This is a genomic window from Brevundimonas diminuta, assembly GCF_039673845.1.
GTDB classification, from domain to species: domain Bacteria; phylum Pseudomonadota; class Alphaproteobacteria; order Caulobacterales; family Caulobacteraceae; genus Brevundimonas; species Brevundimonas diminuta_E.
Window position 1 is genome coordinate 225,334 of sequence record NZ_JBDJMK010000005.1, and the last position, 12,580, is coordinate 237,913.

Sequence of the window (12,580 nt, forward strand, 5' to 3'; positions counted from 1 at the left end):
GAGAATGACGGCGGGAGGCGCGAAGGGAGAATGACGGGGGAGGCCGACCCGACGCTTTCGTCCCAACCGCGCGAAATCCCTTTCAAATCGGCGCGGACGCTGTTTGTATCGGCCCAACTGTCGCGCGCGCCGTTTGGGGTGCCCGCGCCGCCCTGGACGACCGGAGCCGAAAGCGGATCCGATGGAAAGAGACCGAATGCGTAAACTGCTTCTCGTGGGCGCCGCCGCCCTGGCGCTGGGCGGATCGGCGGCGGCTGTGGCCAGCCAGACCCCGCGTAACGAGACCTTCCGCATGCTCGAAATGTTCGGCGACGTGCTGGGCATCGTCGAGCAGGCCTATGTGGTTCCCGTCGACAACAAGAAGCTGATCGAGGCCGCTCTGCAGGGCATGATGACGGCGCTGGACCCGCACTCCAACTATCTGCCGGCCAAGGGGTTTGACGACCTGCGCGAGCGGACCTCGGGCGAATATTCCGGCGTCGGCCTGACCATCACCTCCGAAGGCGGGCTGGTGAAGGTCATCTCGCCGATGGACGAAAGCCCGGCGGGGCGCGCGGGGGTTCAGGCGGGCGACGTCATCAGCGCCGTTAACGGCCAGAACGCGGCCGGTCTGACCGTGTCCGAGGTGTCGGACAAGCTGCGCGGCGCCACGGGCACCAGCGTCACCATCACCTTCCTGCGCGACGGCGAGGAGCCCCGCGAGGTCGTGCTGACCCGCGAGGTCATCAAGATCGAATCCGTCACCGGCCGTCTGGAAGGCGACTTCGGCTACTTACGTATCTCGACCTTCAACGAGAACACCGGCCGCGAACTGACCGAGACGATCGAGCGGCTGAAGCGCGAGAAGCCGGGCCTGAAGGGTTATGTGCTGGACCTGCGCAACAACGGCGGCGGCCTGCTGACGGCGGCCATCGACGTGTCCGACGCCTTCCTGGAGCGCGGCGAGATCGTCAGCCAGCGCGGCCGCAAGCCCGAGGACATCGAACGCTACGCCGCCAAGCCGGGCGACCTGACCGGCGGCCTGCCGGTGGTGGTGCTGATCAACTACGGCTCGGCCTCGGCGTCCGAGATCGTGGCGGGCGCCCTGAAGGATCAGGAGCGGGCGACGGTCGTCGGCCTGACCAGCTTCGGCAAGGGGTCGGTGCAGACGGTGATCCCGCTGCGCGGCGGTCGCGACGGCGCCCTGTCGATCACCACGGCGCGCTACTACACGCCGTCGGGCCGCTCGATCCAGAAGATCGGCATCGAGCCGGACCTGGAGGTCGCCCGGTCCGAGGCCGAGGCGCGCATCGTCTCGCGCTCAAGCTTCATCTATTCCGAGGCGGCCTATTCGACGGCGCTGGACTCCTCCATCGGCGCCGAGCGCAAGGGACCGCACACCCCGCGTGAAGCGCCGGGCGCCGACTACGCCAAGGACAAGGACTATCAGCTGGAGCGGGCGCTGGACGTGCTGCGCGCCGGCGGCGACCTGACCAAGCTGGCTGCTGCGCCCGAGGGCATCGTCATCACCGAGCCGGGTCAGGAAAAGGCCGAAGCGGCGGACGACAAGGCGGACAAGTCGGACAAGAGCGACACGCCGACCGTCACGATCAAGCCGGACGAGCCGAAGAAGAACTGATTCAGCGGCGCGGCCCGCAAACATGGTGAACGCACCGTTAGGCTTTCTTAACCGGCGCAGGGGTTAACTGAGGCTGAGGGGCGCCGCGCCTGTGCGGCGCCTGCAAGCCAGAGCCGCCGCCCTGACCATGTTCGCCAAGCGCCAGTCCGCCCTCGCCGCCGCCGCAGGCGCGCCGCCGGAGCCCCGGTCGCGCCTCGCCATGGAGCCGGTCCTGAACGCCCTGAAGAAGCCCCCCGTCGCGGCGGGCGCGGCCGGGGCCTTCGTCATCGCCGCCGCCGCCCTGTTCGTCGCCGTGCTGGGCGACCCGCGCGCGGGCGCGCCGACAGCCAGCGCCGTGCTGGAGCGCGCCGCCGCCGCGGACACGGCCCCGACCGGGGCCGAGGCTTTCGGCTTCAGCGGTCTGGACATCTATCAGGACCTCGGCCCCATCGACCCGGCCCTGATGGGCGAGGAGGGCGCAGGCATGGCGGGCGAGGCCCTCATCACCTTGCCCGACGGCGCCAGCGTGGCCTCGGGGCAGGGCTTCAGCGCCCCGGTGCGCGCCCCGTCCAACCCCCTGCCCAAGGCGCCGATCGCGGGCCTGTTCCAACCCGGCCCGAACGGCCCCCTGCCGCGCATCGCCGCCGACGGCCGCGTTCCGGCTCAGGCCTACGCCCGGCCCTTCCGCTCGAACGGCAAGCCGATGGTGGCCCTGGTGGTCGGCGGTCTGGGTCTGAACAGCGCCACGACCCGTGCGGCGATCGAGCGTCTGCCGGCCGAGGTGACCCTGTCCTTCGTGCCCTACGCCGAAGGCCTGCAGACGTGGATCGACATGGCCCGCGCCCACGGCCATGAGGTGATGATTGAACTGCCGATGGAGCCGACCGGCTATCCGGACAACGACCCCGGCCCCTACACCCTGCTGTCGAGCGGCGGCGCCGACGATGTGGCGGTCAAGCTGGACTGGCTGCTGGCGCGCGCCACCGGCTATTTCGGCGTGACCAACTATCTGGGCGACCGTTTCGCGACCTCAGACGAGGGCGTGACGGCCCTGATGACCAATCTGCGCCAGCGCGGCCTGGCCTTCCTCGACGACGGTTCGATGCGCCGCCGCCCCGGCGCCTTCGCCCGCGCCAGCGCCGACCGCGTCATCGATGAGGAACAGACCCCCGCCGCCATCCTGCGCCAGTTCAACGCGCTTGAGGCCGCCGCCAAGACCAATGGCGCGGCGCTGGGGACCGGCTTCTCGTATCCCGTCACCGTCGAAGCCGCCGCCCGCTGGACTGCCGGTCTGGAGGCGCGCGGCCTGCAACTGGCCCCCGCCTCGGCGATGACCCGGCGACCGGGGCGCTAAGCTTTCATAGCGTGCGGGGATATCGCCGCAGCGTGCTAGAAGCATCGCATGAGCACTGACGACAATCACGCCCCCGCCGCCGAACCTGCGGACGCCGTTCCCGGCGAGACGCCCGTTCAGAGGGCTTTGCGGCTCAAGAAGGCGGCGATCGACGCTCGGCCCAAGCCGCCGCGCGGCGGACGTTTCCAGCGCGAACAGGCGGCTCGCATCAAGAGCGGGGCTTCGCGACCCTGGACGACCAAATAGGCGTCAGAGACTAAGTCGCATGGCGACGCGGTCGGTCAGGCCATGTTCTGCTTGCGCAGCCAGCGCCTCAAGCAGATAGGCGGGCATGGCTTCCGCATTCAGCGCCTCATAGCCGAGGCGGGCGTAGAAGGGGGCGTTCCACGCGACGCTTCTGAACGTCGTCAGGGTCAGGGCCTTCAGGGCGCGGGCCTCGGCCTCGCGACGGGCCGTCTGCATCAGCGCCCGCCCGGCGCCGCACCCTTGATGGTCGGCGCCGACCGCCAGTTCAAGAATGTGCAGATCCGCGTCGTCCTCGACGGCGGCGATCAGGAAGCCGACCGGCTGATCCTCTTCGTCGACGGCGACCCATGACAGGCCCTGTGCGACAGCGAGCGCATGGGCTTCTGGCCCGGCGGTGCGGTCGTCGGCCAGCCAGGCCAGATCGGGGATGGTGCGGAACAGCGTCGATGACGACCGCTCTATGGCGTCGAGACGGCCGATGTCCGCCTCGCGCGTCGGGCGGACCCGGATCAATGGGCGTCGCAGCCCTTGGCGGGCATGGGCTTGAGATCCAGCAGGGCGAACAGTTTGGCGTCGTCGTCCTCTTCCGGGTTCGGCGTGGTCAGCAGTTTGCCGCCGACGAAGATGGAGTTGGCGCCCGCCAGGAAGCACAGGGCCTGCATCTCCGGCGTCATGCCTTCGCGACCGGCCGACAGGCGGACCATCGACTGCGGGCACACCAGACGGGCGACGGCGACGGTGCGGACGAACTCGATCGGATCGATCTCGCCTTCCTTCAGCACCCGCTCGCCCAGCGGCGTGCCGCCGACGGGGACCAGGGCGTTGACCGGCAGGCTGTCGGGGTGGACGGGCAGGGTGGCCAGCGCATGCAGCAGGCCGGCGCGGTCGCGGCGCTTCTCGCCCATGCCGACGATGCCGCCGCAGCAGGTCGACATGCCTGCATCGCGCACGTGCTGCAGCGTCTCCAGACGGTCCTGATAGGAGCGGGTCGTCACCACCTCGGCGTAATACTCAGGCCCGGTGTCGAGGTTGTGGTTGTAGTAGTCGAGGCCCGCCTCCTTCAGCTGTTTCGCCTGATCGGCGTTCAGCATCCCCAGAGTGGCGCAGGTTTCCAGCCCCAGCGCCTTCACGCCCGAGATCATGGCCGCCAGCTTGGGCGTGTCGCGATCCTTCAGCTCGCGCCAGGCGGCGCCCATGCAGAAGCGGCTCGCCCCGCCCGCCTTGGCCGCTATGGCCTCGGCGATGACGGCGGTCGGCTCCATCAGCTTCTCGGCCTTCAGCCCGGTCTTGAAGCTGGCCGACTGCGAGCAGTAGCCGCAGTTCTCGGCGCAGCCGCCGGTCTTGATCGACAGCAGTTGCGACTTCTGCACCTCATTCGGGTCGAAGGTGCGCCGGTGCACGGTCGCCGCCTCGAACACCAGCTCCATGAAGGGGCGGGCGAACAGGGCTTCGACCTCCTCCACGGTCCAGTCGTGGCGGGGGATCGAATAATCGCGGGCGGGTCGGATCGAAGCGTCGTCAGCCATTGGGTCCTCCAGGGCGAGGCGCTGCTGTAACAACCTGACGACGTGGCTCCAAGGGCGAAGAGGCGAACCGGGTTAGGCGACCAGACGCGGGCCGTTCGCAGACGTGTCGTCCGGTCGGCCGCCGACGGGGCGGTCCAGATGGAAGCGACCGACCTGCTGGTTCAGGCTGACAGCCTCATTGGCCAACTGGCGGGCGGCGGCGGTGGCTTCCTCGGTCATGGCGGCGTTCTGCTGGGTGATCTCGTCCATCTCGCCCATGGCGCGGCGGACGCGGGCCAGGCCGTCGGACTGTTCCTGAGCCGAGCCGGCGATGCCGCCCGCCAGACCGTCGACGGCCGTGACCTTGGCGCCGATGCGCTCCAGCGCCGCGCCGGTGCGCTCGACCAGATCGACGCCGCGCGCCACCTGGGCCGAGGAGGTGGAGATCAGGGCGCGGATCTCGCCCGAGGCCTCGGACGAGCGCTGGGCCAGGGCGCGCACTTCCTGGGCCACCACGGCGAAGCCGCGTCCGGCGTCGCCCGCGCGGGCGGCCTCGACCCCGGCGTTCAGGGCCAGCAGGTTGGTCTGGAAGGCGATCTCGTCGATCAGGCTGGTGAAGCTGGCGATGCCGGTCGAGGATTCGGCGATGGCGTGGATGGCCGAGACGGCGTCCCCGACCACCTGAGCCGTGTTTTCGACCTCGGCGCGGGCGGCGGCCAGAGCCTCGGCGGTCTGGCGCGCGCCGTCGGCGGTCGAGGCGACCTGACGGGCGATGGCGTCGGCTTCGTTGACGGTGCGTTCAAGGTTGGCGGCCTGACGCTCGGTGCGGGTGGCCAGGTCTTCGGAGGCGATGGCCAGCTGGCTGGACCCGGCGCTCAGGCTCTCGACGCTGTCGGCCACGGCGCGGACGGCGGTGCGCAGGGCGCGCGTCGCGGCGTGGAAGTCGTTCTGCAGCGAGCGGTATTCCTCGGGGAAGACGTCCGGCAGCGTCACCGACAGGTCGTTGTCAGCCAGGCTGTGCAGGGCGTCGCCGAGGGCGCGCACGACCTGGGCCTGACGAGCTTCGGCGGCGGCTTGTTCGGCCTGAACGCGGTCGCGTTCTTCCTGCAGGGCGTCCAGATAGATCGAAATGGCCAGATCCATGTCCAGCATGACCCGCTGGTTCAGCTCGGCCAGGGCCTCGGCGGTGACGCGGTCGTGGGCGCGGCGGTTGGCGAACAGCTTCCGGGGCCGCTCGACCACGGCGCGGGTCAGGTGCGCCAGAATGACGCTGTAGCCGCCGATGTACCAGCGCGGCTCAAGGCCGATGCGGGCGTGGACGTGGCCGATGGTCCGCACCGAGGCGGCATAGCTTTCATCCGCCCGGCCGTCGATGATGGCGTCCCAGTGGCGCTGCTGGGCGTTGCTGGCGGCGGTGATGTGACCCTCGTTCTGGAAGAAGCGATGGGTCTCCGGCTCGGCGCGCACCTTGTCGTAGAAGGCGGACAGGGCCTGGGGCAGGGCCTGTCGCAGCACGGGGGATATGGCGCTGTATCCGGCAGACGGCCGACCCAGGCCCATGAAGTTCATGCGACGGTCGATTTCGTGGGAAGCCATGGCGCAGTACTCGTTTGAACGCAGGGCGGGGGAGAGCCCTATAACCCTTGTACGAAAGTGGGTATTCTTCCCGTTACGCTTCGATTGCGTAGATTCCCTTAACGGCGCGGGGGCGGGCGATGTCATATAAAGACATCCTTATGTCTTGATTGCTCCGGCGGCCGGGGCGCGCTATAGCGGCGGCGATCCCCCGATAGTGGCCGAAAGACATTTCAGCATGACCGACTACATCGTCCGCGACATCTCCCTGGCCGACTTCGGCAACAAGGAAATCGCCATCGCCGAAACCGAGATGCCGGGCCTGATGGCGCTGCGCGACGAATACGGCGCCGCCCAGCCGCTGAAGGGCGCCCGCATCGCCGGCTCCCTGCACATGACCATCCAGACGGCCGTGCTGATCCAGACGCTGGAAGCCCTGGGCGCCGAAGTACGCTGGGCCTCGTGCAACATCTTCTCGACCCAGGACCACGCCGCCGCCGCCATCGCCGCGTCGGGCACGCCGGTCTTCGCCTTCAAGGGCGAGAATCTGGTCGAATACTGGGAATACGCCCACAAGATTTTCGAATGGGCTGATGGCGGTTATCCCAACCTGATTCTGGACGACGGGGGCGACGCCACCCTGCTGTGCGTGCTGGGTCCGAAGGCCGAGAAGGACGCCAGCGTCCTCGACAACCCGCAGAACGAGGAAGAGGAAGCTCTCTTCTCGGTCATGAAGCGCTATCTGAAGGAAAAGCCGGGCTTCTATTCGGCCATCCGCGACGCCATCGGCGGCGTGTCGGAAGAGACGACCACGGGCGTCCATCGCCTGTATCAGATGGCCGAGCGCGGCGAACTGCCGTTCCCCGCCATCAACGTCAACGACAGCGTCACCAAGTCGAAGTTCGACAACCTGTACGGCTGCCGTGAATCCCTGGTCGACGCCATCCGTCGCGGCACCGACGTCATGCTGTCGGGCAAGGTGGCGGTGGTCTGCGGCTATGGCGACGTGGGCAAGGGCTCGGCGGCTTCGCTTCGCAACGGCGGCGCCCGGGTCATCGTCACCGAGATCGACCCGATCTGCGCCCTGCAGGCGGCGATGGAAGGCTATGAGGTCCAGACCTTGGAAGACGTCGCCGACAAGGCCGACATCTTCGTCACCACGACGGGCAACAAGGACGTCATCCGCGTCGAGCACATGCGCGCCATGCGCAACAACGCCATCGTCTGCAACATCGGCCACTTCGACTCTGAGATTCAGGTCGCGGGCCTGAAGAACTTCAAGTGGGACAAGATCAAGGATCAGGTCCACCACATCGAATTCCCGGACGGCAAGAAGATTATCCTGCTGTCGGAAGGCCGTCTGGTGAACCTGGGCAACGCCACGGGCCACCCGTCCTTCGTGATGTCGGCGTCCTTCACCAACCAGACGCTGGCTCAGATCGAGCTGTGGACCAACGCCAAGGCCTACGACAACAAGGTCTACACCCTGCCCAAGCACCTGGACGAGAAGGTCGCCTTCCTGCACCTGGCCAAGCTGGGCGCCAAGCTGACCACGCTGAAGCAGGATCAGGCCGACTACATCAATGTGCCGGTCGAAGGTCCGTTCAAGCCGGAACACTACCGCTACTAAGGCCGCCTTCCGGTCCGAAAACACAGAACCCCGCGCCGGCGACGGCGCGGGGTTTTCTTTTCCTCGCCATGAGAGGCAGAGGCGGGCGCCTTAGGCCGCGATGTCGCGCGGGTCGAACTCGTCCGCGGCGCGGCCCATCAGGCCGGTCTCGAAATCCATGAAGATGTCGATCAGCTCGTCCACGCCCACGGGCGGCGCCTTGGGGCTGAAGCGGAAGCGCCAGAAGCTGACGATGTGCTGCACCGCGCCCAGCTGGTCGCCCAGTCGGGTGAACATGGCCGGCGCCTCCAGCAGGAAGTCGCGGAAGGCCACCGGATTGCCCTCGCGCGTCAGCCCCGCATAGGCGTCGTCGTAATAGCGCAGGGTGCGGCTGACTTCTTCGCATGTCTTCATGATGCGGCCGCGCAAGACGCCGCGCCCGCGGGCGATATAGTCCTTGGCCGCCTGATCGCTGGGACCGGCGGGGCGGATGGATCCCACTTCGTCGGCGACATGGACGATGTCGGCCATCAGACTGTTCAGCGCCCATTTGTAATAGAGGAAGCCCTTCCAGCAGAAGACGCCCTCCTGATACTGCTCCGGCTCCAGCTTCAGCGTCAGGCGCAGGGCCTCCAGCCGGTCGCCGGGCGCGTTGGACAGGATCTTGGCCGCCATGCGCGCGGTGGAGCCCGCCGCCACGACGCTGTCGCCGACGCTGAGGGTGACCAGCGGCTCGATCTCGCTCTGGACGAAGGCCAGCATCCGCTCCAGATCGGCCTCGCTGAGCGCGAAATAGCAGGGCGCAGGATCGACGCCGCCGCGCCGCAGCTGCTCGCGCAGCAGGAAGGGGTCCAGCGACGGCAACTGGTCCATCAGCCGCAGGGTCTTCAGGTCGGGGTGCTCGCCGTCGACGCCGAACGCCTCCTGCATGGCGCGCTCGAAGCCGATCTGGTTGACGAAGATGAAGCGGCCGCCGGTCTTCAGATCGGTGCTGTCGATCGGCACCACGATCTTGGTCGCCACCTGACGGCGCCCCGGAAAGGCGTCCGTCTCATTGCGGCGCAGGCGGTGCTTGATGATGAGGGCGCGGTTCAGCGCCGGATTGCGGAACATGGGGCGCTCGGCCCAGTCCTCGTTGTCCCGATGTTCGTCATAGACCTTAAGCAGGTTCAGCACGCGCGCGGTCGAGGCGGAGCGACGCAGGTGTTCGAGGTTGCGGATGGCGCGATCAGTCATGGCGCCCACCCTGCCAGCCAAAGATGACCAACCGCTTTCGCCGGGCAATCAAAAAAACGGGCCGCATCCCGAAGGAGGCGGCCCGGTCAGTCGGGGAGGAAGGGGGAAGGGGTCAGAAGCGCGCGTTGATGCTGATCCAGTAGCTGCGGGCCTTGTCCTTGTTGTTGTAGTCGTCCTGGAACGACGGGGTCCATGTGCCGTCGCCGTTGTCGGCGAAGCTGGTCTGATAGCTGGTGAAGTCCTGATCCAGCAGGTTGTTGATCCGGGCGTTGATCGTGATGTGGTCGTTCACCCGGTACTGGGCGCCCAGGTGCAGCACCTCATAGCTCTTGTAATAGAGGTGTTCGCGCGTGACCGTGTTGACGCCGCGATAGCGGTCCGAGCGGGCCTCCATCGTCAGCTGGGTGTTCAGGCGGTCGGTGATGCGCCAGTCCAGCGTGGCGTTGGCCATGTGCTTGGCCAGATTGGTCAGGGGCAGGCCCTTGTTGGCGCCGGTCAGCTGTTCGCTGTCGGTATGGGTGTAGTTGGCCCGCAGCGATAGGGCCTCCAGGATCTGATAGCGGCCCGCGACTTCCCAGCCCTTGATGCGGGCCTTGTCGACGTTGATCGGCTGGCTCAGGCCGCCGACGCCCAGAATCTCCCAATAGGCGCCCAGATTGGCGCAGGGGCGCACTCCGCCCGTCTCGGCGCAGGTCGCGGTGACGGGCGCCGACGAGATCTTGTCTTTGAAGTCGTTCTGGAAATAGGTGACGTTGAAGCTGTGGCCCGCGTCCGACGTCCAGTAGGTCGCGATTTCATAGTTGGTGCTGGTTTCGGGCTTCAGATCCGGGTTGCCGGTCCAGGGGCTGGTGCCCTGACCGCCGAAGCCGGTGATGCCGTCATACAGGTCCGTGGTCTTGGGCGTCTTGTAGCCGGTGCTGACGCCGCCCTTGATCACCCAGGCCGGGGCCACGTCATAGACGGCGTAGATGCGCGGGCTGACGTGTCCGCCAAAGGTCTTGTGGTCGTCATAGCGTATGCCCGCCGTGACGGTCAGCCGGTCGATCGGCGTCCAGTTGTCCTCGGCGAAGATCGAATACTGCTGCTGTTTGGAGACGGCGGAGCGGCCCTCGGCGCTGGCTTCCAGACCGAAGACGCCGTCCTTCAGTTCGCCGTCGATCACCTGGCCGCCGATGACGAAGTGGTGGCGTCCGGCCAGATCCTCGACCGGGATGTCGAACTTGACGTCGAGGGTGAACTGGTTGCTTTCCAGATCGCGCTTGGGACGGGGCAGGAAGGCCTTGGCGGCGGCGTCGCGACGGGCCTGTTCGCTCATCCCGGCATAGGCGCCCGTGCCGCTGAACATGCTCTGCAGCAACAGCCGCTCGGCCACCGAGAAGGGCAGGGTGCGGCCGTCATTGCTGGTCTCGACATAGGCCAGCGAGACGAAGCTGCGGCCCCAGCCCCAGTCGCCGTTATGGGTCAGGGCGAACTGGTTGCGGTTGAACTCCTGCTCGTCGGTATAGCCGACGCGGGGCTGCACCACGCCGCGCGAGGCGCGCCAGATGGTGTCGATGCTGTCGACCGTGCCCAGCGGATAGCCGACCGCGCCGGTCTCCACGTCATAGGTCGGGCGGTTGTCGTAGGTCTGGCGCGAGATGTCGTAGTCGAAGCTCAGCGACTGCTGCTCATTGATCTTCCAGTCCAGCGTCAGGCCGGCGGAATAGTTGGTGTTGTCGACGGTCTTGCCGCCGCCGCCGAAGCCCAGCGCCCGAACATGGGGCACGCCCGCCGGGTCGACGACGCTGTCGTATTCCGGGGTCGAGGCCAGACGCTCATAGACGGCGCCGCGCACCGACAGGCCCAGCACGTCGCGGATCAGCGGGCCGCTGGCGGCGAAGTCGAAGGTGATGTCGTCGCCGAAGCTGTCGTCCGACTGGAAGCTGCGGCCCGCCGTGGCCGATCCGCGCCAGGCGTCCGTCACCGGATGGGTGATGATGTTGATGACGCCGCCCAGGGCGTCCGCGCCGTACAGGGTCGAGGCCGGGCCGCGGATGACCTCGATCCGCTTGATCGAATCCAGCGGCGGGATGTGGTTGAATTGGTTGCCGCCGAAGGCGTTCGGATAGATGTCGCCGTGGTTGTTCTGGCGCCGTCCGTTGATCAGGATCAGCGTGTATTCGGGGCCCATGCCGCGGATGCTGATGGTGCGCTGGCCGGTCTTGTCCGAGGTCTCGCCCACGTCGACGCCTTCCAGATCACGCACGGCGTCGATCAGGGTCATATAGGGCCGCTGCTGCAGTTCCTCGGCGCTGATGACGCTGATGCTGGCGGGCGCCTCCACGATCTTCTGTTCGAACCCCGAAGCGGTGACGACGACGTCGGCGACGCGGCTGGGATCGGTCTGCTGGTCGGTCGCCGTCTCGGCCGAGGCTGCGGCGCCCGCCATCATGGCGGCGGTCAGGCTGACCCCGGCGAGCAGCAGGGTGCGACGAAAATGCGATGAAGGCATAAGGATTATGATCCTGCGGTTATTTTGCGAGCGCTTCTCAACAGCATTTGGCCGGGATGGACAATGGGGGTGTGCGAATAGGTCGCAATTGCGCCATGGTTCGGTCACGTCTGGCGCGGCCGGGGCGACGGGCCTAAGACACAGGCCATGGACATCATCGACATCCTGATCCTCATCGCCGTGGCGGCCGTGGCCGTGACCCTGGGCTTCGGCCTCTACAACCTGAACCGCGAAGGGCCGGAGGCGCGCGTCCGCTCGAACAAGCTGATGCGGCTGCGCATCATCCTTCAGGCGGTGGCGGTGCTGCTGCTGATGGTCGGCATGTGGCTGAAGCGCACGCACGCGGGCTGATCGGCCGCAGGATTCATTAAAGGGGAGGGCGCGTCATGGTGACGCTGAACAAGATCTACACCCGTACCGGCGACGCCGGGAAAACCCGTCTGGCCTCGGGCGCGCCGGTGTCCAAGACGGACCATCGGGTCGAGGCCTACGGCACGGTGGACGAACTGAACGCCGTCATCGGCGTGGCCCGCCTGAACAGCGGCCAGAACGATCGCATCGACGCCATGCTGGGCCGTATCCAGAACGAGCTTTTCGACCTCGGCGCCGATCTGGCCACGCCGCTGGACCCGGCCCCGAAATGGGAGGCGCTGCGCATCATCGCCTCTCAGGTCGAGCGGCTGGAAAACGAAATCGACTGGATGAATGAGAGCCTGAAGCCGCTGGACAGCTTCATCCTGTCGGGCGGCTCGCCCTTGTCGGCGCACCTGCATCTGGCGCGCACCGTCTGCCGCCGGGCCGAGCGCGACGCGGTGCGGCTGGTGGAATCGGGCGAGCAGGTGAACCCGGATGCGGTCCGCTATCTGAACCGCCTGTCGGACCTGCTGTTCTGCGCCGCCCGCCGCGCCAACGCCAATGGCGCGGGCGACGTCCTGTGGCGTCCCGGCGCGACGCGCTGAGCCTGAAG

At 67.5% G+C, this 12,580-nt stretch carries 11 protein-coding genes; 6 read left to right on the forward strand and 5 right to left on the reverse strand.

Translation table 11 applies throughout. The annotated features are described in order from the left end of the window. The first annotated feature begins 196 nt into the window (after positions 1–196). The 3 genes from ABE454_RS07330 to ABE454_RS07340 all read left to right on the forward strand — a co-directional run bounded on the left by ABE454_RS07330 (position 197) and on the right by ABE454_RS07340 (position 3,197). Positions 197–1,618, forward strand: coding sequence for a S41 family peptidase (locus tag ABE454_RS07330; RefSeq protein WP_346530570.1), 1,422 nt, complete (start codon positions 197–199; stop codon positions 1,616–1,618). Positions 1,619–1,745: 127 nt separating this feature from the next. After that, entirely contained in the window at positions 1,746–2,951 is a 1,206-nt protein-coding gene (locus tag ABE454_RS07335; protein WP_430825893.1) for a divergent polysaccharide deacetylase family protein, read from the forward strand. Positions 2,952–2,999: 48 nt separating this feature from the next. Further along, positions 3,000–3,197: a hypothetical protein gene (locus ABE454_RS07340; protein ID WP_346530573.1), complete on the forward strand. Its 198-nt coding sequence runs from the start codon at positions 3,000–3,002 to the stop codon at positions 3,195–3,197. A 3-nt stretch (positions 3,198–3,200) separates the two neighbouring features. Here the strand turns inward: ABE454_RS07340 and ABE454_RS07345 are convergent, their stop codons facing one another. The 3 genes from ABE454_RS07345 to ABE454_RS07355 all read right to left on the reverse strand — a co-directional run bounded on the left by ABE454_RS07345 (position 3,201) and on the right by ABE454_RS07355 (position 6,298). Continuing rightward, positions 3,201–3,710, reverse strand: coding sequence for a GNAT family N-acetyltransferase (locus ABE454_RS07345; RefSeq protein ID WP_346530574.1), 510 nt, complete (start codon positions 3,708–3,710; stop codon positions 3,201–3,203). Beyond that, positions 3,707–4,723, reverse strand: coding sequence for a biotin synthase BioB (gene bioB / locus ABE454_RS07350; RefSeq protein ID WP_346530576.1), 1,017 nt, complete (start codon positions 4,721–4,723; stop codon positions 3,707–3,709). Before bioB ends, ABE454_RS07345 begins: the two co-directional genes overlap by 4 nt. Positions 4,724–4,795: 72 nt before the next feature. Beyond that, entirely contained in the window at positions 4,796–6,298 is a 1,503-nt protein-coding gene (locus tag ABE454_RS07355) for a globin-coupled sensor protein (RefSeq protein WP_346530577.1), read from the reverse strand. A 217-nt stretch (positions 6,299–6,515) separates the two neighbouring features. Between ABE454_RS07355 and ahcY the strand changes: the two genes are divergently transcribed. Then, positions 6,516–7,907 (forward strand): adenosylhomocysteinase, encoded by a 1,392-nt coding sequence (gene ahcY, locus ABE454_RS07360; protein WP_346530578.1) that lies wholly within the window; start codon positions 6,516–6,518, stop codon positions 7,905–7,907. Between the two features lie 90 nt (positions 7,908–7,997). On the opposite strand, the gene ABE454_RS07365 is transcribed toward ahcY, so the two are convergent. Together ABE454_RS07365 and ABE454_RS07370 are read right to left on the reverse strand one after the other, a co-directional pair. Then, positions 7,998–9,122 (reverse strand): hypothetical protein, encoded by a 1,125-nt coding sequence (locus ABE454_RS07365; RefSeq protein WP_346530579.1) that lies wholly within the window; start codon positions 9,120–9,122, stop codon positions 7,998–8,000. 112 nt (positions 9,123–9,234) lie between these two features. Next, complete coding sequence (locus tag ABE454_RS07370) at positions 9,235–11,613, reverse strand: TonB-dependent receptor domain-containing protein (protein ID WP_346530580.1); 2,379 nt, start codon at positions 11,611–11,613, stop codon at positions 9,235–9,237. A 147-nt stretch (positions 11,614–11,760) separates the two neighbouring features. Between ABE454_RS07370 and ABE454_RS07375 the strand changes: the two genes are divergently transcribed. Together ABE454_RS07375 and ABE454_RS07380 are read left to right on the forward strand one after the other, a co-directional pair. Then, the gene (locus ABE454_RS07375; protein WP_346530581.1) at positions 11,761–11,964 is read left to right on the forward strand and encodes a twin transmembrane helix small protein; all 204 of its coding nucleotides are present in this window, start codon (positions 11,761–11,763) and stop codon (positions 11,962–11,964) included. 35 nt (positions 11,965–11,999) lie between these two features. After that, positions 12,000–12,572, forward strand: coding sequence for a cob(I)yrinic acid a,c-diamide adenosyltransferase (locus ABE454_RS07380; protein WP_346530582.1), 573 nt, complete (start codon positions 12,000–12,002; stop codon positions 12,570–12,572). The last annotated feature ends 8 nt before the right edge of the window (positions 12,573–12,580 follow it).